17 protein-coding genes and 2 rRNA genes are annotated in these 19,467 nt (G+C 67.1%); 11 read left to right on the top strand and 8 right to left on the bottom strand.

The window, feature by feature from the left end:
• Positions 1 to 1,523: ribosomal RNA gene (locus tag BLV25_RS17660) — 23S ribosomal RNA — on the top strand; the annotation flags it as partial.
• 143 nt (positions 1,524 to 1,666) lie between these two features.
• Positions 1,667 to 1,788, top strand: a 5S ribosomal RNA gene (gene rrf, locus BLV25_RS10535).
• Between the two features lie 147 nt (positions 1,789 to 1,935).
• Here rrf and BLV25_RS10530 read toward each other — a convergent pair.
• The 3 genes from BLV25_RS10530 to BLV25_RS10520 form a co-directional block, all read right to left on the bottom strand.
• On the bottom strand, positions 1,936 to 2,244 hold the full coding sequence (locus tag BLV25_RS10530; protein WP_021074291.1) for a hypothetical protein: 309 nt from the start codon (positions 2,242 to 2,244) through the stop codon (positions 1,936 to 1,938).
• 62 nt (positions 2,245 to 2,306) lie between these two features.
• Entirely contained in the window at positions 2,307 to 2,711 is a 405-nt protein-coding gene (locus BLV25_RS10525) for a VOC family protein (RefSeq protein ID WP_039401409.1), read from the bottom strand.
• Positions 2,712 to 2,736: 25 nt separating this feature from the next.
• Positions 2,737 to 3,306, bottom strand: a complete 570-nt coding sequence (locus tag BLV25_RS10520; protein WP_092732985.1) for an SRPBCC family protein — start codon at positions 3,304 to 3,306, stop codon at positions 2,737 to 2,739.
• Between the two features lie 167 nt (positions 3,307 to 3,473).
• Here BLV25_RS10520 and BLV25_RS10515 point away from each other — a divergent pair, with 167 nt between their 5' ends.
• Both BLV25_RS10515 and BLV25_RS10510 read left to right on the top strand, forming a co-directional pair.
• Positions 3,474 to 4,400: a DNA-3-methyladenine glycosylase family protein gene (locus tag BLV25_RS10515; protein WP_092733030.1), complete on the top strand. Its 927-nt coding sequence runs from the start codon at positions 3,474 to 3,476 to the stop codon at positions 4,398 to 4,400.
• Between the two features lie 137 nt (positions 4,401 to 4,537).
• Positions 4,538 to 5,053: a DUF555 domain-containing protein gene (locus BLV25_RS10510; RefSeq protein ID WP_092733027.1), complete on the top strand. Its 516-nt coding sequence runs from the start codon at positions 4,538 to 4,540 to the stop codon at positions 5,051 to 5,053.
• A 222-nt stretch (positions 5,054 to 5,275) separates the two neighbouring features.
• Here the strand turns inward: BLV25_RS10510 and BLV25_RS10505 are convergent, their stop codons facing one another.
• Positions 5,276 to 5,509 carry a UPF0058 family protein gene (locus tag BLV25_RS10505; protein ID WP_021074296.1) on the bottom strand — a complete coding sequence of 78 codons (234 nt, stop codon included), beginning with the start codon at positions 5,507 to 5,509 and terminating at the stop codon, positions 5,276 to 5,278.
• Between the two features lie 154 nt (positions 5,510 to 5,663).
• On the opposite strand from BLV25_RS10505, the gene BLV25_RS10500 reads away from it, so the two are divergent.
• Complete coding sequence (locus tag BLV25_RS10500) at positions 5,664 to 6,068, top strand: translation initiation factor IF-2 subunit beta (protein ID WP_021074297.1); 405 nt, start codon at positions 5,664 to 5,666, stop codon at positions 6,066 to 6,068.
• A 121-nt stretch (positions 6,069 to 6,189) separates the two neighbouring features.
• On the opposite strand, the gene BLV25_RS10495 is transcribed toward BLV25_RS10500, so the two are convergent.
• Positions 6,190 to 6,369 carry a DUF7836 family putative zinc-binding protein gene (locus BLV25_RS10495; RefSeq protein WP_021074299.1) on the bottom strand — a complete coding sequence of 60 codons (180 nt, stop codon included), beginning with the start codon at positions 6,367 to 6,369 and terminating at the stop codon, positions 6,190 to 6,192.
• A 104-nt stretch (positions 6,370 to 6,473) separates the two neighbouring features.
• Between BLV25_RS10495 and BLV25_RS10490 the strand changes: the two genes are divergently transcribed.
• Together BLV25_RS10490 and BLV25_RS10485 are read left to right on the top strand one after the other, a co-directional pair.
• The gene (locus BLV25_RS10490) at positions 6,474 to 7,295 is read left to right on the top strand and encodes a nucleoside phosphorylase (RefSeq protein WP_021074300.1); all 822 of its coding nucleotides are present in this window, start codon (positions 6,474 to 6,476) and stop codon (positions 7,293 to 7,295) included.
• Positions 7,296 to 7,405: 110 nt separating this feature from the next.
• Positions 7,406 to 8,587 (top strand): NAD(P)/FAD-dependent oxidoreductase, encoded by a 1,182-nt coding sequence (locus BLV25_RS10485; protein WP_021074301.1) that lies wholly within the window; start codon positions 7,406 to 7,408, stop codon positions 8,585 to 8,587.
• Positions 8,588 to 8,641: 54 nt separating this feature from the next.
• On the opposite strand, the gene BLV25_RS10480 is transcribed toward BLV25_RS10485, so the two are convergent.
• Positions 8,642 to 9,175, bottom strand: a complete 534-nt coding sequence (locus BLV25_RS10480) for an Rrf2 family transcriptional regulator (protein WP_021074302.1) — start codon at positions 9,173 to 9,175, stop codon at positions 8,642 to 8,644.
• A 174-nt stretch (positions 9,176 to 9,349) separates the two neighbouring features.
• Between BLV25_RS10480 and rocF the strand changes: the two genes are divergently transcribed.
• Positions 9,350 to 10,252, top strand: a complete 903-nt coding sequence (gene rocF / locus BLV25_RS10475; RefSeq protein WP_021074303.1) for an arginase — start codon at positions 9,350 to 9,352, stop codon at positions 10,250 to 10,252.
• Positions 10,253 to 10,258: 6 nt separating this feature from the next.
• On the opposite strand, the gene gyrA is transcribed toward rocF, so the two are convergent.
• Both gyrA and gyrB read right to left on the bottom strand, forming a co-directional pair.
• Entirely contained in the window at positions 10,259 to 12,826 is a 2,568-nt protein-coding gene (gene gyrA, locus BLV25_RS10470; protein ID WP_092732982.1) for a DNA gyrase subunit A, read from the bottom strand.
• A 9-nt stretch (positions 12,827 to 12,835) separates the two neighbouring features.
• Positions 12,836 to 14,758, bottom strand: coding sequence for a DNA topoisomerase (ATP-hydrolyzing) subunit B (gene gyrB / locus BLV25_RS10465; RefSeq protein ID WP_021074305.1), 1,923 nt, complete (start codon positions 14,756 to 14,758; stop codon positions 12,836 to 12,838).
• A gap of 150 nt (positions 14,759 to 14,908) precedes the next feature.
• On the opposite strand from gyrB, the gene BLV25_RS10460 reads away from it, so the two are divergent.
• From BLV25_RS10460 to BLV25_RS10450, 3 genes are all read left to right on the top strand, one after another.
• On the top strand, positions 14,909 to 15,763 hold the full coding sequence (locus BLV25_RS10460; protein ID WP_092732979.1) for a ZIP family metal transporter: 855 nt from the start codon (positions 14,909 to 14,911) through the stop codon (positions 15,761 to 15,763).
• A gap of 117 nt (positions 15,764 to 15,880) precedes the next feature.
• Positions 15,881 to 18,325 carry a DNA topoisomerase VI subunit B gene (locus BLV25_RS10455; RefSeq protein WP_092732977.1) on the top strand — a complete coding sequence of 815 codons (2,445 nt, stop codon included), beginning with the start codon at positions 15,881 to 15,883 and terminating at the stop codon, positions 18,323 to 18,325.
• On the top strand, positions 18,325 to 19,413 hold the full coding sequence (locus BLV25_RS10450) for a DNA topoisomerase IV subunit A (protein ID WP_021074308.1): 1,089 nt from the start codon (positions 18,325 to 18,327) through the stop codon (positions 19,411 to 19,413). Before BLV25_RS10455 ends, BLV25_RS10450 begins: the two co-directional genes overlap by 1 nt.
• Positions 19,414 to 19,467 lie beyond the last annotated feature (54 nt).

Here is a 19,467-nt window from a genome sequence, read left to right as displayed (position 1 = left end):
GACGGCCTGATGAGCAAGGGTTCCTCGGCACTGTCAATCAGCCGAGGGTTAGCCGATCCTAAGTCCCCCCGTAAGTCGACGGGGACAACGGGAAACTGGTTAATATTCCAGTGCCATCACGCAGTAAAAGTCAACACCGCGGAAAACATCGAGCCGGGCCTTCGCCCGGTCGAATCGGAGAAGCTCGTGGACGCCGTCACGGCAGGAAGCGAGCGAAGCCCGAGACAGTGCAAGTCGATGGTATCCGGGGTCCGTGAAACGACGAGCGTGATGATCGTACCGAGATCCGACACAGGTGCTCTCCCAGCGAAAGGGAAGGCCCGTCGGGAGAACCGACGTTAGGGAATTCGGCAAGTTAGTCCCGTACCTTCGGAAGAAGGGATGCCTGCTTTGGAGAAAGCAGGTCGCAGTGACTCGGGCGCTCCGACTGTCTAGTAACAACACAGGTGACCGCAAATCCGCAAGGACTCGTACGGTCACTGAATCCTGCCCAGTGCGGGTATCTGAACACCTCGTACAAGAGGACGAAGGACCCGTCAACGGCGGGGGTAACTATGACCCTCTTAAGGTAGCGTAGTACCTTGCCGCTTCAGTAGCGGCTTGCATGAATGGATAAACGAGAGCGCCACTGTCCCAACGTTGGACCCGGTGAACTGTACGTTCCAGTGCGGAGTCTGGAGACCCCCAAGGGGAAGCGAAGACCCTATAGAGCTTTACTGCAGGCTGTCGCTGAGACGTGGTCGCTACTGTGCAGCATAGGTAGGAGCCGTTACACAGGTACCCGCGCTAGCGGGCCACCGAGGCAGCATTGAAATACTACCCGGTAGTGACTGCGACTCTCACTCCTGGCGGAGGACACCGGTAGCCGGGCAGTTTGACTGGGGCGGTACGCGCTCGAAAAGATATCGAGCGCGCCCGAAGATCTCCTCACCCGGGTCGGGAACCCGGGGAAGAGCGCAAGAGCACACGGAGGTCTGACAGTGTCATTCCCAACGAGTGACGCTGACGCGAAAGCGTGGTCTAGCGAACCTACGAGGCTCCGGAATGGGGCCCGTAGATGACAGAAAAGCTACCTTAGGGATAACAGAGTCGTCACCCGCAAGAGCACATATCGACCGGGTGGCTTGCTACCTCGATGTCGGTTCCCTCCATCCTGCCCGTGCAGAAGCGGGCAAGGGTGAGGTTGTTCGCCTATTAAAGGAGGTCGTGAGCTGGGTTTAGACCGTCGTGAGACAGGTCGGCTGCTATCTATTGGGGGTGTGAGGTACCTGACGTGAACGGTCGTATAGTACGAGAGGAACTACGATTGGTCGCCACTGGTGTACCGGTTGTTCGAGAGAGCAGATGCCGGGTAGCCACGCGACACGGGGTAAGAGCTGAACGCATCTAAGCTCGAAACCCACATGGAAACGAGGTACCGTAGAGGTCCCGCCTAGAAGAGGCGGTAGATAGACTCGGGGTGTACGCACCAAGGCAACGAGGTGTTAAGCCCACGAGCACTAACAGACCAAGCCACAGTCATACGCGTCCACGCACGGACGCCGAGTTCAGGCGGTAACTGGATCGCACGTACACACGGTCGTCACGCTCTACACGAGCAAGACGGACCACTGACGCGGGAGACGACGCGTCGGCGTCGTCCCGGTTCGACTCCGGGAGTCAGCATGAAGGCGGCCACAGCGGCAGGGAAAGACCCGTACCCATTCCGAACACGGAAGTGAAGCCTGCCAGCGTATCACCGAGTACTGGAGTGGGAGACCCTCTGGGAGAGGTGGTTCGCCGCCTGCCCACTCATACTTTCAGCATTCATTCGCACGGCCAGTGACGACTCCAAGCACGCTCTCCGATACCGATAGCCAAAACCGGAGAGAACGGCACGTCCGAACAACCGCACCCACCCACCACACCCGAACGTGAACGATCCCGAGTGGCGACTCACTCGGCCGACGGATCACGGAGCGACGAATCGACGACGGTTCCGTCGGGTTCGATCGTGATCGTGCCGAGCGACACGGTTTCGCCGACGGACGCGGTCCGGTCAACCGCCGAGAGGACGGCTGCGCGGTCGAGACGCTCCCAGACGAGCCGTTCGACGAGCGACTGGAAGGCGTCGGGATCGGACCAGTCGGAGTCGATGGCGGACGGGACGCGGACGACGAACTGGAATTCGGCGTCGGTGAGGTGGATGCCGACCGCGAAGGTGTCGCCGCGCGTCCCGTCACCGTGCGCGTTGTCACCGCTCATACGGACGCCACGAACGGCGGCGACATAGTGGCACCGGATCGGGCCGTTCACTGCGTGTCCCGTCAGTGCAGTTTGAGCTCGACCCGGCGGCCGTCGGGGTCGCGCACGTAGGCGGCCCAGTCGCGTCCGTAGGCGCCATACCGCTTTCGTGGCTCGTCGGGCTCGACGGTGTAGCCGGCCTCGGTGATCCGCTCGAGGAGCGCCTCGAGCTCGGCCTTCGTCTCCATCTCGCTCGAGCGGACCAACAGACAGACGTGGTCGCCGGCGACGTCGATCGGCTCGTCGGTCGGCACGAGATGGAGGTGCCGTCCGCCGGCAGCCACGGCGACGTACGGGACCGCGCCGTTCTCGTACCGGTCACGGTCCCGGACGTCCATCCCGAGCAGGTCCCGGTAGAACTCGAGCGCGGCGTCGAGATCGCTGACGCGCAGTGCGACGTGATCGAGGTCGACGACGTCGACGGACATACCGGCGGTTCGACCGCCGGAGGCTTCAGTCGTTGGGTCGTCGCTCCAGCGCCGCCTTGGTTCTCCGGTGTCGGTCACGGAACGCCAGCTCGAGGCCGACGTCCGTCGCCGGCGCGAGTCGATCCGTGACGACGCGACACGGGAGTCGGTAGTGGACGTCGTCGACGAGGATCGTGTCCTCCCCGTCCGCGAGAAACAGGTGCGTGTGGACCCATTCGGGGAGCGGTCCCGTGGCCATCTCGTCGACGAAGTAGGCGCGCCCGCTCCCCGCGTGGCGGTCGCGGATCCGTGAGACGACCCGTTGGCGCGGGCCGATGCCGAACGGACGGACCGAGAGCCTGATCTCGGTGCCGGCCACCAGTTCCGCCGTCGCATCGTTTGCCGCCGCATCGTCCGTCGTCGCGCCGTCCACCGTCGCGTCGCCGGCCGCTCCGGATCGGTTCGACGACGTCGCGTCGGCCGGCCGGTCGATGCCGTCGACCTGCAGGTTGACCCAGCTCGGGGTGAGCCGTTGCAGGCCCTCGACCCGCGAGTGGAACGCCCACACGTCGGCGAGCGGCGCGGCGATCCGTGTCCGGCGACGGTAGGTCGGCATACGTCCGATTCGGGCTGAACGGGCAAAAGGGCTCGCCGAACGGCGGCGGTCACGCATCGAAACGCGAATACGACGTCGGCCCCACCTCGAGGACGATGGGATCGGAACCACCGGAACCGGGTGCGGACGACGGAGCGACGTCCGCGGCCGCGATCGACGGCGGGTCGCTGGAGCGTGGGACGATCGATCTCGCGGACGTGGTCGGCCCGTTCGACCTCCAGTCGACGCTCGAGAGCGGGCAGACCTATCTCTGGGACCGGGCGGACGGGGCGATGTACGATGACCTCGGTGCTCACGGCGGCGAACGCTGGTATCGGACCGTCGTGCCGCCGATCGACGGCGTCTCGGGGGAGCGGATCGCCGCCCGCGTCCGTCAGGTCGGGGGCGTCGAGGACGGCGTCCTCGAGTGGGAGGCGACGACGGACGCCACGTCGGTCCTCACCCACCTGTTGCGGCTCGACGACGACCTCGAGTCGATACTGGCGGCGACGCCCGACCTGCCGGTCGTGGAGCGTGCGATCGAGGCCTATCCCGGAATGCGGCTGGTCCGGGACCCGCCGTTCCCGTGTCTGATCTCGTTCATCTGCTCGGCACAGATGCGCGTTTCCCGGATCCACGGGATGCAGCGCCGGCTCGCGGCGACCTACGGCGACGCGCTCGAGGTCGCGGGCGAGACCTACCACGCGTTTCCCCGGCCCGACCAACTCGCGGCGGCCTCGGAGGAGGGGCTCCGCGATCTCTCGTTGGGCTATCGGGCGCCTTACGTCGAGCGCACCGCGCGGATGGTTGCCGAGGGCGAGGCGCATCCGCGGGACGCGGCGACGCTGGCGTACGAGCCGGCACGCGAGCATCTCACCCGGTTCGTCGGGGTCGGGGACAAGGTGGCCGACTGCGTGTGCCTGTTCTCGCTGGACCACCTCGAGGCGGTTCCGCTCGACACGTGGATCCGGTCGGTCATCGCCGATCGGTTCCCCGAGTGTGACCGCGGCACCTACGATGGGACGTCGCGGGCGATCCGCGACCGGTTCGGCGGCGAGTACGCGGGCTACGTCCAGACGTACGTGTTCCACCACCTTCGCTCCGGCGGGGAGTGACGTCGGTCCGGACGACGCTCGGCCGAGTGACGGGGCGGCGGACGCCGGACCGAAGGACCGTCGCCCGATCCGACCGGAGGGCCGGCCGCGATCCCGGCCGAACCTTCATACCCCTTCGTGCGTTACTTCCTCACACGATGGATTGTCGAGTCGTCGTCGAGGCTGCGGTTCCCGTGTACGACGTCGAAACGGTCGATGAAGCGGTGCGGATCGCGATCTCGAAGACCGGGGAGATGCTGAATCCGGACCTGAACTACGTCGAGATCGATATGGGAACGCGGACGACGCCGGACGGCGAGGAGCTGCCGCCGGCGTTCATCGCCGCCGACGAGGCGCTGGTGGCCCTCGAGCTCGAGATGACGGTGTTCAACGTCGACCGCGAGGAGCACGCCTCCCGGATCGCGCGCAAGGAGATCGGACAGCGCCTCCGGGACGTTCCGCTCAAGGTGTTGACGGTCGAGGAGATCCCCGACGAGACGGACGCCGACTCGAACGGAGAGGGCGATGCGGACCCGGACGACGTCGCGGAGTCGGCGGCCGAGGAGTCGACCGCCACGGATGATCCCGGTGCCGGTGGCGGCGACGGTTCGGATGCCGGTAACGAGGACGATCTCCTGCCGGAGTTCGAGGAGATGGTTGAAGACACCGAGTAGCCACGGCCGTTCGGGTTCGTCGTCGGGATCGGTCCGTCTCCGGCGGGGATCGGTTCCGCGCCGAGATCGGTCGTTTCTCGGGCCGAGATCGGAAGTCGCGACGAAGTAACTGCCGCGTATCGCGTACACGTCGTGTGGATCGCCGGGAGCGAGGCGGTATATAGCGGGAGCGAGCGTCGCCACTGTCCGGTTCGTCGGGTGTGGAGGTACGAGAGTAGTGATTCAGTCGGCGGTGGGGGCCAGCGTTTCGGACTCGGCCTCGTCCATCGGCGCCGTGATGCCCGTCGCGAGCTTGAAAACGGCCGCTTTGTGGTCGGTCTTCGATTTGTGGATCGATGTCGGCTTTACGCCCATCGTTTCGTATTCCTCGAGGTCGAGGTCCTCGTCCCAGTGTTCACACTGTTTTCGTACTTCCGAAAGAAGGCCGTGCAGGTGGATGAGCTCCTGTTTCTTCATGGGCAACCGTTCCTAACGACCGAGGGTTTATAGTATTATCTTGATCACCGTTAACACACAGCCTCGACATAGACGGCTCCTACCCGTGATATTCTCACGAATCGGGAACTCCGCGGCCGCGAAATTTAACCCGGTTCGATCGCAACGTTTCGATATGGAGTACGACGACAAACTCGACCGCGCGATCGAGGAGACGCCCGACATCCAGCGCGAGGAGGGGCGGTTCGAGGTCCCCGATCCCGAGGTGCGCGAGGAAGGACACGCGACGGTCTTCGAGAACTTCCAGGACGTCGTCGACCGGCTCGACCGCGAGCCGGACCACGTGTTACAGTTCCTCCAGGGGGAGCTCGGGACGAGCGCCGGCATCGACGAGCGCGGACGCGCCCGGCTCACGGGCGACTTCCGGGCCGACCGGATCGCGGAGGCGATCGACGACTACACGGAGACGTTCGTCACCTGTCCCGAGTGCGGGCTCCCGGACACGCGGCTCGTCACCGAGGAGGGCGCGACGCTCGTCGCGTGTGACGCCTGTGGCGCCCGGTCGCCGACCGGCGAGTGACCGCTGAACGGGCGTGCTCACCGGTCTGCTCGAGGTGAACGTCGGTGAGGACGGCGGCAGGCAGGGCGGCGCCGGCGGAAAACAGTGACGGGCCGAACGATCGGGGAGGGTTCGTCGGCGGTTACTGGAACTGTTTGACCGCCTCGAGGTCGCGTTCGGTTCGCATGAACTCCGTGAGTCGCCGCGTCGCGTGACAGTTCCCGCAGCTGTAGTTCGTGCGCAGGTCGGGAAGGTCGCTTGGGGAGTCCTCCCAGTCCTTCGCGCACTCCGGACAGTGTAGCCGAACGAATGCTTCGACCATACCCGTCGTTTTCGCCCCCGCCTAAAGAAGGTACGGGCGTCGCTCGAGTTCCCCGGCGCGGCTCGACGCCAACCACTATGGTGACACCACCCGAAGCCGTCGCTATGGCCGGCGATAGCGAGGACCCCAACGACGAGACGCAGTACCACCTCGAGGTCGGTCCCGAGGACGTCGCCGACGCGGTGCTGCTGCCCGGCGACCCCGACCGCATCGGGACGATCACGGACCGGTGGACGGAGGCGACGGAGGTCGCCCGCCACCGCGAATACCGAACCGTGACCGGGCGCTACGAGGACGTTCCGATATCGGTCTGTTCGACCGGGATCGGGTCGCCCTCCGCCGCGATCGCCGTCGAGGAGCTCGCCCGGGTCGGCGTCGAGACGTTCATCCGGGTCGGCTCCTGCGGCGGCATTCAGCCGGACGTCGACGTCGGCGACCTCGTCATCACTTCCGGCGCCGTCAGACAGGAGGGGACGAGCGAGGAGTACGTCCGGCCGGACTATCCCGCGACGGCCAGCCACGAGGTGATCGCCGCGCTCGTCGCGGCGGCGGAGCGGCTCGGGCACGACTACCACGTCGGCGTGACGATGAGCGCCGACTCCTTTTATGCCGGCCAGGGCCGACCCGGATTCGAGGGGTTCGAGGCGGCCGGATCGGCGGACCTCATCGACGATCTACGCGAGGCGAACGTGCTGAACGTCGAAATGGAGGCGAGCGCGATCCTCACGCTCGCGAACGTGTACGGACTGCGAGCGGGCGCGGTCTGTTCGGTGTATGCCGACCGGACGACCGGCGAGTTCCGAACCGAGGGCGACGACCGCGCCGCCGAGACGGCGAGCCTCGCGGTGAAGCTCCTCGCGAGGATGGACGCTGCGGTCGCGGACTCCGATGCGGACCGCTGGCACCCCGGCCTCTCGCTCGAGTGACGGGCCCCTCGATCGAAGGGCGGATCTCTCGCTTGAACCTCCGAGTGTCAACGTATCGCATTCGGGGACGTTCCAAAGCGACTTTATCCGCCGGCTGAGGATGCTCGGATATGAGTACCCAAGTTGTCGTCGTCGGCTCCGGCTACGCCGGCGCCGGCGCGGTAAAGGCGTTCGAGGACGAGATCGACGCCGGCGAGGCGGAGCTCACGTGGGTCTCCGAGCACGACTACCACCTCGTTTTACACGAAGTCCACCGCGTCATCCGCGACCCCTCGACCGAGTCGAAGGTCACGATCCCCGTCGAGGAGATCAAGGAACCCGCGACGCGCTTCGTACAGGGCCGCGTGACGAACGTCGACGTCGAGGACCGAACGCTCGAGACCGACGACGGAACGAGCCTCGAGTACGATTACCTGCTGCTCGCGATCGGGTCGACCACCGCGTTCTTCGGGATCGAGGGGCTGGAGGAACACGCCCACCAGCTCAAGGGGCTCGAGGACGCCCACGACATCCACCGGGACGTTCGGGAGGCGGCCGCGGAGGCCACCCAGTCCGATCCGGCCCGGGTGCTCGTCGGCGGCGCCGGCCTCTCCGGCATCCAGACGGCCGGGGAGATCGCCGCGTACCGGGATAAACACCGCGCGCCGATCGACGTGACGCTCATCGAGGGGCTCGACGAGGTCTTCCCCGGCAACGACCCCGAGGTCCAGGGCGCGCTCCGCAAGCGGCTCGAGAACGCCGACGTCGAGATCCTGACGGGCGATTTCATCTCGAAGGCCGACGCGGAGTCGGTCTACCTCGGCGGGGGCGAGGACGAGGACCCCGAGGAGCTGCCCTACGACGTCCTCGTCTGGACGGGCGGCATCACCGGCCAGCCGGAGCTCGAGAACGTCGACGTCGAGACCGACGACCGGTCGAACCGCGTCATCGCCGAGTCCGACTTCACCACGAGCGACGACCGCGTCTTCGCCATCGGCGACACCGCGCTCGTCAGCCAGGGCGGCGACGACGTCGCGCCCCCGACGGCGCAGGCCGCCTGGCAGGCCGCCGAGGTCGCCGGCGAGAACCTCGCGCGCGCCGCCCGCGGCGCGCCGTTGAAGACGTGGCGACACGAGGACAAGGGGACCGTCATCTCGGTGGGCGATGCGGCCGTCGCCCACGACGTCACCGGGATCCCGATCAACACCTTCGGCGGCCCGGCGGCGAAGCTGTTGAAGAAAGGCATCGCGAGCCGCTGGATCGCGAAGGTCTCCTCCCCGGGGCGCGGCGTGAGCGCCTTCGGCGATATGTGACCACGGCTACGGCCTGGAGCACTCGACTTCGGAAGACCGTCCGTCCCCTCGTCCTCAGTGGGACGGTTCCTCGACCGGCGCCCGCATATCGTCGATCCGGAGGATGAGCACGTTCGAGGTGTCGTCCTTGCCGTCGACGGTGCCCTCGATCACGAGCTTCGACAGCGGCGTCGGGCCGACGGTCACGGAGTCGCCCTCCGAGAACCCGCGGACCGACCCCTGGATGTGGATCTCCGCGCGGCACAGCTCCGGATGGTGAACGCTCGAGAGGTCAATCTCGTCGACGTTCGCGTCCTCGACGAGCTCGCCCTGGTGTCGGAGCGTGACGTTCGCCGGTTCGTCCATCCGCTGGACGTCGAGCGCCTCGTAGGCGTTCGCGGTCGGTTTGTACCCGCCCTTCGGGCCGGGGACGCCCTCGACGAGCTGGAGCGCCTTCAGGCTCTGCATCTGGTTGCGGATCGTGCCCGGGTTCCGGTCCACTTCCGCCGCGATCGTTTCCCCCTTCACCGCGCCGTCCTGTTCGCGGTAGAGGTTGATGAGCGCGGTGAGGATGGTTTTCTGACTGGACGTCAGTTCGATCGATGACATACGGCCATCTACTCACGGACCCCGCTTAAAGGCGATGGAACGATGGGTCACGTCTCCACTCGCCAGCCGATTGGTCCTGCATCGACTCGCGAGCTGATGGGTCTGCACCGACTCCCGGAGCTCGGTGTCACCCCGACCCGCAGCTTCAAAAGCCCTCGCGGTCGAGTCGCGGGTATGCAGACCGTTCGTATCATCGGCGCGCCGACCGACTACGGCGCGAACCGTCGCGGCGTCGATATGGGTCCCTCGGCGATCCGGTACGCGGGGCTTGCCGACCAACTCTCCAGCGCCGGCGTCGACCCGGTCGACGGGGGGGACCTCTCCGTTCCGCGGGCGGAGGAACGGGACCCGGACCGGGAGGCCCCGCCGGCCGGAACGGCGAAGTTCCTCCGGGAGTCGGCCGACGTCTGCTCCCGGCTCGCCGACGACGTGGCCGAGTCGCTCGCGGCCGGGGACACGCCGCTCGTGCTCGGCGGGGACCACTCGATCGGGATCGGGTCGCTCAACGGGGCCGCACGGGCGGCCGATCTCGGCGCGATCTGGTTCGACGCCCACGCCGACCTGAACACGCCGGAAACCTCCCCGTCGGGGAACGTCCACGGAATGCCGCTGGCCGCCGCGCTGGGATACGGCCCGTTCGCCGAGCTGGACTGGGCGCACGCGCCGCGGTTCCGGGAGGAGAACCTCGTCCTGGTGGGGCTTCGAAGCGTGGATCCCGCCGAGCGCGAACTGATCGCCGACCGCGGGATCAGCGCCTACACGATGTCGGACATCGACGACCGGGGGATCACCGCCGTCGTCGAGGAGGCGATCGAGACGGCCACGGACGGGGTCGACGGGATCCACGTCAGCCTCGATCTCGACTGGCTCGACCCGACCGAGGCGCCGGGCGTCGGAACGCCCGTCCGCGGCGGGGTCACCTATCGGGAGGCGCACTCGGCGATGGAACAGGTCGCCGACGTCGGAGTCCGGTCGATGGAGCTCGTCGAGGTGAATCCGACGCTCGATAGCCACAACGGGACGGCCGAGCTCGCGACCGAACTGGCGGCCAGCGCGTTCGGAAAACGGGTCCTGTAGCCGCCGCTACTCGTCTTCGGCGGCGGGGTCGGTCACGCCGGTCTCGCTCGTCTCCGTCCCAGCCGCGTCCGGCTCGGTCGTCTCCGTCCCAGCCGCGTCGTCCCCGCGCTCGCCCTCGGCGATCGCCGCCGGGACGATGTCGAGACACGACACCTCGTCGTCGGCCGCCAGGTCCATCACGATGACGCCCATCGTGTTCCGGCCGACCGTCGAGACGTCCTCGACGCGGGTCCGCATGATCTGGCCGGCGGCGCTCATCGCGAGCAGGTGGTCGCCGTGGGTGACGGCCTCGATCGAGACCACGGACCCGTTTCGACTGCCGGTCTTGATGTCGATGAGTCCCTTGCCGTTTCGCGACTGGACGCGGTACTCCGAGACGTCCGACCGCTTCCCGTAGCCGTTCTCGGTGACCGTCAACACCCAGTCGTGTCGGCTCGGGTCGACCGCCGCGAGCCCGGCCACCCGGTCGCCCGGCTCGAGGTCGATCCCGCGGACGCCGCGGGCGCTGCGGCCCATCGCCCGCACCTCGTCCTCGTCGAACCGGATCGCCATCCCGTCGACGGTGCCGATCACGAGGTCGGCGTCGCCGTCGGTCTCCTCGACGTCGACGAGCTCGTCGCCGTCCTCCAGCCGGAGCGCGCGGATCCCGGTCGATCGGATGTTCTCGAACGCCTCCACGGAGGTCCGCTTGACGTAGCCGTCCCGGGTGACCATCGTGAGGTATCGCTCCTCGTCGACGTCCTCGCCGACGCGGTCGCAGTCGACGACGGCCTGGATCTCCTCGCCGTCGTCGAGATCGAGGAGGTTGACCGCCGACTTCCCGCGCGCGGTCCGGGACATCTCGGGGATCTCGTAGGTCTTCAGCTGGTAGATCTGCCCCCGGTTGGTGATCGCGAGCAGGTAGTCGTGGGAGTTCGCCAGGAACACCGAGGAAACCCGGTCGCCCTCCTTGAGGTCCGTCCCGATGATCCCCTTGCCGCCGCGGTTCTGCGCGCGGAACGTCTCCAGGGACATCCGCTTGATGTAGTCGTCCTCGGACATCACGACGACGCACTCCTCCTCGGGGATGAGGTCCTCGTGGGCCACCGACCCGGAGTCCTCGATGAACGCGGTCCGGCGATCGTCGTCGTACTCCGCCTTGATCGCCTGCAGCTCCGACTCGATCACCGAATCGAGCTCCGACTGCGACGCCAGGATCTCCTCGAGCCGCTCGATCCGGTCGGTCACGTCCGCGTACTCCTCCTCGATCTCGGCCGTCTCCATCGAGGTGAGCGACCCGAGCTGCATCCGGACGATGTGGGCGGCCTGTGCCTCGGAGAAGTCGAACGTCTCGCGGAGCTGCGTCTTCGCGACGTCCCGGTCCGCCGATTCGCGGATCGTCTCGACGACCTCGTCGACGTGTTCGAGCGCCCGGAGCCGCCCCTCGAGGATGTGCGCGCGGTCCCGTCGCTCCTCGAGTTCGTGTTCCGAGCGTCGCCGGACGACCTCGCGCCGGTGTTCGAGGTAGTGTTCGAGCGTCTCCTTCAACGAGAGCACCCGGGGCTGTCCGTCGACGAGCGCCAGGTTGATCACGCCGAAGGTCCGCTCGAGGTGGCTCTCGAGCAGCTGGTTTTTGACGACCTCGGCCATCGCGTCGCGTTTCAGCTCGACGACGACGCGAATGCCGTCGCGGTCGGACTCGTCGCGCAGGTCCCGGATCCCCTCGATGGCGCCCTCGGTGACGTCCTCGGCGATCCGCTCGACCAGCCGCGCCTTGTTCTGCTGGTAGGGGAGCTCGGTGATGACGATCCGGTCGTTCTCCTCCTCGACCTCGAACTCCGCGCGGACGCGGATCCGGCCGCGGCCGGTCTTGTACGCCTTATGAACCGCGTTGCGGCCGACGATGTTCGCGCCGGTCGGGAAGTCGGGGCCCTTGACGTGCTCCATCAGGTCCTCGACGGTCGCGTCCGGGTTCTCGATGAGCTCGACCGTCGCGTCGATCACCTCGCCGAGGTTGTGCGGCGGGACGTTCGTCGACATCCCGACGGCGATCCCGGAGGAGCCGTTGACCAGCAGGTTCGGGAACGCGGCCGGCAGCACCTCGGGCTCCTCGAGCCGGTCGTCGTAGTTGCTCTGGAAGTCGACGGTGTCCCGATCGAGGTCGGCAAGCAGCTCCTCGGCGATCGGCGCCATCCGCGCCTCCGTGTACCGCATCGCGGCCGGCGGGTCGCCATCGACCGACCCGAAGTTCCCCTGGCCGTCGACGAGGGGATACCGCATCGAGAAGCCCTGGGCCATCCGGGCGAGGGTGTCGTAGATCGCGGAGTCGCCGTGCGGATGGTAATCGCCCATCGTGTCGCCCACGATGGAGGAGGACTTGCGGTGGCTGGCGTTGCTCGAGACGCCGGCCTCGTGCATCGCGTAGAGGATGCGCCGGTGGACGGGCTTGAGGCCGTCCCGGACGTCGGGCAGCGCCCGACCAGCGATGACCGACATCGCGTAGTCGATGTACGACTGCTCCATCTCGTCCTCGATCCTGGTCGTCTCGATCCGTGCGGCGGATACGTCGTCGGAGGTAGGTACGTCTGAACTCATCGCGTGCTCTTAGATGTCCACCCATTCGGCGTCGGTGGCGTGTTCCTTGATGAACTGTTTTCGCGGCTCGACGGCGTCGCCCATTAAAACGTTGAACATGCGGTCGGCGGCCGCCGCGTCCTCGATCGTGATCCGCTTGAGGATGCGGTTTTCCGGGTTCATCGTCGTCTCCCACAGCTGGTCGGGGTTCATCTCCCCGAGCCCCTTGAACCGTTGGACCTGGTCGGGATCGCCGTCGCACTCCTCCGCGACGATCCGGTCGCGCTCCGCCTCGGTCATCGCATCGTAGGTTTCGCCCTTATAGCGGACCCGGTACAGAGGCGGTTGGGCCGCGTAGACGTAGCCCGCCTCCAGCAACGGCTTCATGTGCCGGTAGAACAGCGTCAACAGCAGGGTTCTGATGTGGGCTCCGTCGACGTCGGCGTCGGTCATAATGATTATCTTCTGATACCTTGTGTCGTCGATGTCGAACTCCTCGCCGATCCCCGTACCGATCGCCGTGATCAGCGACCGGATCTCGTCGTTCTCGAGCACGCGGTCGAGCCGGTGCTTTTCGACGTTCAGGATCTTTCCTTTGATCGGAAGGATCGCCTGGTTGGCCCGGTCGCGACCCTGCTTGGCGCTTCCGCCGGCGCTGTCGCCCTCAACCACGAACAGCTCCGCCTCCTCCGGGTCCCGGGTCTGACAGTCGGCGAGCTTGCCCGGCAGCGCCGTCGACTCGAGCGCCGACTTCCGGCGGGTCAGCTCCTCGGCCTTCTTGGCGGCCTTTCGTGCCCGCGCGGCCTCGGCGGCCTTGGAGACGACGGCCCTGGCCGTGTCGGGGTGCTCCTCGAAGTAAGTCCCGAGGCGCTCGTGGACCGCCGATTCGACGATCCCGCGGACCTCCGAGTTGCCGAGCTTCGTCTTCGTCTGTCCCTCGAACTGGGGGTCGGGGTGTTTCACCGAGATGACGGCGGTGAGCCCCTCACGGACGTCCTCGCCCTTGAGGTTCCCCTCGAGGTCGTCGATCAGGCCGTGTTCGTTGGCGTAGTCGTTGACCGTCCGGGTCAGGGCGGTTTTAAATCCCGTCAGGTGGGTGCCGCCCTCGCGGGTGTTGATGTTGTTCGCGAACGCGTGGACGGACCCCTGCAGCTCCTCGGTCGCCTGCATCGCGATCTCGACGTGGATGTCGTCCGTCTCGTCGGTGAAGTAGATGACGTCCGAGTGGATCGGCGACCGGGTCTCGTTGAGATACTCGACGAACTCGCGGATGCCGCCCTCGTACCGGAACGTTTCCCGGTCGGGCTCGTCGGGCCGCTCGTCGGTCAGCGTGATCCCGACCCCGGAGTTGAGAAAGGCGAGCTCGCGCAGCCGGTTCGCGAGCGTGCCGTACTCGAAGTCGGTCGTCTCGAAGATCTCCTCGTCGGGCCAGAAACGGATCGTCGTTCCGGTCTCCTCGTCCGGCTCCATCCCGCGAACGCGCTCGAAGGCGCCCTCGACCGGCTCGCCGTGGTCGAACCGGTGGCGGTAGACGCCGCCGTCGCGTTTGACCTCGACCTCGAGGGCGCTCGAGAGCGCGTTGACGACGCTCACCCCGACCCCGTGGAGCCCGCCGGAGACCTGATAGGACTTCGAGTCGAACTTCCCGCCCGCGTGGAGGACCGTCATGATGACCTCGAGGGCCGGCCGGTCGTACTGTTCGTGGGTGTCGACCGGGATCCCGCGACCGTCGTCGCGCACGCTCACCGACCCGTCCTCGTGGATCGTCACCTCGATCTCCGAGCAATGGCCGGCGAGGGCCTCGTCGATCGAGTTGTCGACCACCTCGTAAACGAGGTGGTGTAGCCCGCGATCGTCGGTCGACCCGACGTACATCGCCGGTCGCTTCCGGACGGCTTGGAGGCCTTCGAGGACCTGGATCTGCCCGGCGCCGTACTCGTTTTCCTCTGACATTGGAGTTGTGGTCGCTAGTGCACCACCACGGATAAAGGCTCGCACGCGCGGGCGCGTGAACAATGCGGACCTCCGGACGTCGATGCGGCGGACCTCCGGACGTCGCCGTCCCGACCGTGCCTATTTATTCGTGCTTGCTGATGGCGTCGTATGAACGAGTTCGCGACGATGCTGGTCGTGACGACGGTCGCGGGGGCGATCACCGGCGTCGGCGCGATCCCCGTGTTCGTCCGAGCGACCGTCTCACACCGGACCTACGACGCGGCGCTCGGGCTCGCAGCGGGGATCATGATCGCCGCCAGCGTCTTCGGGCTCATCCTGCCGGGGATTGAACAGGGAACGCTCGTCGCCGTGATGTCGGGGGTGTTCCTCGGCGGATTCGTCCTCCTGGGCGGGAACCGACTCATCCCGCATCTCCACGCGCGGTACGTCGGATGGCGCCGGGAGGGAGGCCAGTGGGGATGGGAGCGCGGAACGGCCGCAGGTGGGGACGGCTCGATGGAATCGAACGGCCCGGCGGAATCGAGCGAGACGGAAGACCCGGCGATCGCCTCGCGTGCTCGCCGTGCGCTGCTCATCGGCACGGCGATCGTCCTCCACAACGCTCCCGAGGGGCTCGCGATGGGCGTCGCCTTCGCCTCGGGGCTGGAGGACGTCGCCCTCCTGCTCGCCGTCGTCATCGGCCTCCAGAACGTGCCGGACGGGTTCGCCTTCGCGGTCCCGTTCGGGGAAACCGGGCTCTCGAACGGTCGCGTGCTCGTCTACACGACGCTCTCGGGGTTGCTGCCGCAGGTCTCCGCCGCCGTCGTCGGATTCTACCTCGTCTCGTTCGCGACGGGGATCTTCCCGATCGCGGCCGGGTTCGCGGCCGGCGCGATGATGGCGGTCGTCTTCCGGGAGATGATCCCCTCCTCGCACGGCCACGGGTACGCAGACGCGGCCACCGCCGCGTTCCTCGTCGGCTTCGCGCTGCTCGTGGTCGTCGACGAGCTGCTGGTGGTGTGAGATCATCCCGTGCAGAGTTGCAGCATCCGGCTGAACCCGCGTCTCGGGCCGCCGATTCCACTTTCACCTCGCCGCCGGAGGGGTTTTAACCCCGACTGGGTAAGACCCTCCCATCGAATGACGTCCATCCAGTCGACGCTCGGCGAGGAGGAGGGGATCGCCGAGGAGTTGGCCGCGGGCCAACGCGAGATCTCCATCGCCGAGTTCTTCGAGAAGAACAAACACATGCTCGGGTTCGACTCGGGCGCTCGCGGGCTGGTGACGGCGGTGAAGGAGGCCGTCGACAACGCCCTCGACGCGACCGAGGAGGCCGGCGTGCTCCCGGACATCTACGTCGAGATCACCGAGGTCGGCGACTACTACCGCCTGGTGATCGAGGACAACGGCCCCGGGATCACGAAGGAGCAGCTCCCGAAGGTCTTCGGAAAGCTGCTGTATGGGAGTCGTTTTCACACCCGTGAGCAGAGTCGCGGTCAACAGGGGATCGGGATTTCAGCGGCCGTCCTGTACTCTCAGCTCACTTCCGGGCAGCCGGCGAGGATCACCTCGCGGCCGAAGGGGCAGTCGCGGGCCCAGTACTTCGAGCTGATAATCGACACCGACACGAACGAGCCGGAGATCAAGGCCGACGAGGAGACGAGCTGGGACCGCCCGCACGGGACGCGCATCGAGCTCGAGATGGAGGCGAACATGCGCGCCCGGTCCCAGCTGCACGATTACATCAAACACACGGCGGTCGTCAACCCCCACGCCCGGATCGAGCTGCGCGAACCGGGCCTCGACGAGCCGCTGAAGTTCGAGCGCGCGACCGACCAGCTGCCCGCGGAGACCTCCGAGATCCGGCCCCATCCCCACGGCGTCGAGCTCGGGACGCTCATCAAGATGCTGGAGGCGACCGACTCCTACTCGATCTCCGGGTTCCTCCAGGGGGAGTTCACCCGGGTCGGAAAGAAGACGGCCGACTCCGTGCTCGCGAACTTCCGCGACCGGCATTTCGGCCGGGAGCTCGCCTGGCGGCCGCCCGCCGCCCACGAGGACGCCGACGTCGCGGCCGCGGTCGCGGACGCCGTCTCCAACAAGGGTGCGGCGGCCACCGAGACGTTCGCGAGCCGGGTGGCGGAGACGGTCGGGAACCACGACCGGCTCACACACGCCGAACTGACCGGGATCGTCGAGACGATCGCCGAGGAGGTCGCGGCTGACACCGGCAAGACGTTCGGGAACACGGTCCGCGAGAACGCGATCGCCGCCGCGTGGACCGAGCTCACCGCCTACGGCGACGCCGAGGACGCGCCCGACGACGAGACGCGGGACCTCATCACGGACGACCTCCACGCGGTCATCGAGGACGCGACGAGCACGCGCAAGGACGACGGGACGGTTCGCGCGGTCGCGGAGGCGCTCGCGCGCCGCCTCGCGAACCACGGCGACGAGCGATTCCGGTTCACCCGTTCGGACCTCGACCGCGAGATCGCCGACGCCGCCAACTTCGTGGTCGACCAGCGGGACGTCAGCTTCGGCGAGACGGCCCGGGAGAACGTCGCCGACGCGCTCTGGTCGCTGATGGAGACGGTGCCCGACGATCCACCGAACGTCAACGCGGTGGCGGAGAACCGCGACGCCGCCGCGGAGCTGTTGGAGGCGATGCGCGAGACGGACATCCTGTCGCCGCCCACCGACTGTCTGGCGCCGATCACCGAGGATCTCGTCGAGGCGGGACTCCGGAAGGAGTTCGACGCGGACTTCTACGCGGCCGCGACGCGGGACGCCGAGGTCCACGGCGGCGACCCCTTCATCGTCGAGGCGGGGATCGCCTACGGCGGCGAGATCCCGGCCGACGGCGGCGTCGAGGTGATGCGCTTCGCGAACCGGGTCCCGCTGGTCTACCAGCGCGGCGCCTGTGCGACGACGGACGTGATCAAGTCGATCGGCTGGCGCAACTACGGGCTCGACCAGCCCGGCGGCAGCGGACTGCCGAGCGGACCGGCGGTGATCATGGTCCACGTCGCCTCCACGAACGTCCCGTTCACGAGCGAGTCGAAGGACGCGCTCGCGAACATCCCGGAGATCGAGGACGAGATCGAGCTCGCCATCCGCGAGGCGGCCCGGGAGCTGAAGTCGTTCCTCAACAAGCGGCGCTCGATGCAAAAGCGCCGGGAGAAGCAGGACGTTCTCGGGCGCATCCTCCCGGAGATGGCCGACAAGGTCGCGGAGGTGACCGGCCGCGAGCGTCCCGACATCGACGGCGCGCTCGCACGCATCATGAACAACGTCAGCGTCGAACGCGAGTTCGACGGCGACGACGAGATCGCCGTCACGCTCCGGGTCGAGAACCATTCGGACACGAACGAGGACCTCGAGATCACGGAGATCGTCTCGGCGGAGCCGACCGACCCCACCGGCGGGACGGTCGTCGATATGGACGGCGAGTGGTTCCTGCAGTGGAAACCGACCGTCGCGGCCGGCGAGGAGGCAACGCTGACGTACACGGTGGCTGACGACGCCGACTTCGACGTGAGCGTCGACGGCGTCGAGGCCGAGAAACTCACGGTGAACGCCTGATGGCAACCAACGACCAGGACGCACGAGCACAGCTCATCGACCTTGCGGCGGAGTTCTACGACCAGTTCGCTGGCGGGCAGATTCCGGAGATGACCCTGCCGACGCGAACGAAAAGCAACATCGAGTACGACCCCGAAAGCGGCGTCTGGACCTATGGCGACCGCACCTCGACGCGGAGCGCGAACTCGGTTCGCGGCGCCCGGAAGCTGCTGAAGGCGGTCTACACGATCGAGTTCCTCGCGGACCAGCTCGAGGAGGGGCGGTCCTCGACCCTGCGTGAGCTGTACTACCTCTCGGAGTCGTGGGACAACGACGAGGCGCAGTTCACCAGCCAGGACGAGTCGAACGACCTCGTCGAGGACCTGGAGATCGTCTCCGGGGTCACCCGCGAGGACTTCCATATGCGCCCGGAGGAGTCGGGCGCGACCCTGATGGGACCGCTGCGGCTCCGCGAGCAGACCCGCCGCGGCGAGCGGGAGATCCACTGTCAGGAGGACGTCGGCGAGGGGGGCTACCAGATCCCCAACAATCCGGACATGATCGAGTTCCTCGACCACGACATCGACTTCGTCCTCTGCGTCGAGACCGGCGGAATGCGCGACCGGCTCGTGGAGAACGGCTTCGACGACGACTACAACTGCCTCGTCGTCCACCTCAAGGGCCAGCCCGCGCGCGCGACCCGCCGGATCACCCGGCGGCTCAACGACGAGCTCGACCTGCCGGTGGTCGTCTTCACCGACGGCGACCCGTGGTCGTATCGCATCTTCGGCTCGGTGGCGTACGGCTCGATCAAGTCCGCACATCTCTCGGAGTATCTCGCCACGCCGGACGCGCGGTTCATCGGGATTCGGCCGGCTGATATCGTCGAGTACGACCTGCCAAGCGATCCCCTCTCCGACTCCGACGTGAACGCCCTCGAATCGGAGCTCGAGGACCCCCGCTTCCAGACCGACTACTGGGAGGAACAGATCGAGCTGCAGCTCGACATCGGCAAGAAGTCCGAGCAGCAGGCCCTGGCGAGCCGCGGGCTCGATTTCGTCACCGACACGTATCTTCCCGAGCGGCTCGACGAGATGGGCGTGCGCTGAGCCGCTCGGGGTGGCGCTGCTGACCGGTCGCCCTGTTGGCCGCGTTTCGACCGC

The organism is Halopenitus persicus (genome assembly GCF_900107205.1).
In the GTDB taxonomy this organism is placed as follows: domain Archaea; phylum Halobacteriota; class Halobacteria; order Halobacteriales; family Haloferacaceae; genus Halopenitus; species Halopenitus persicus.
Note: the sequence above shows the minus strand (reverse complement) of the source record. Positions and strands in the feature narration are given on the sequence as shown.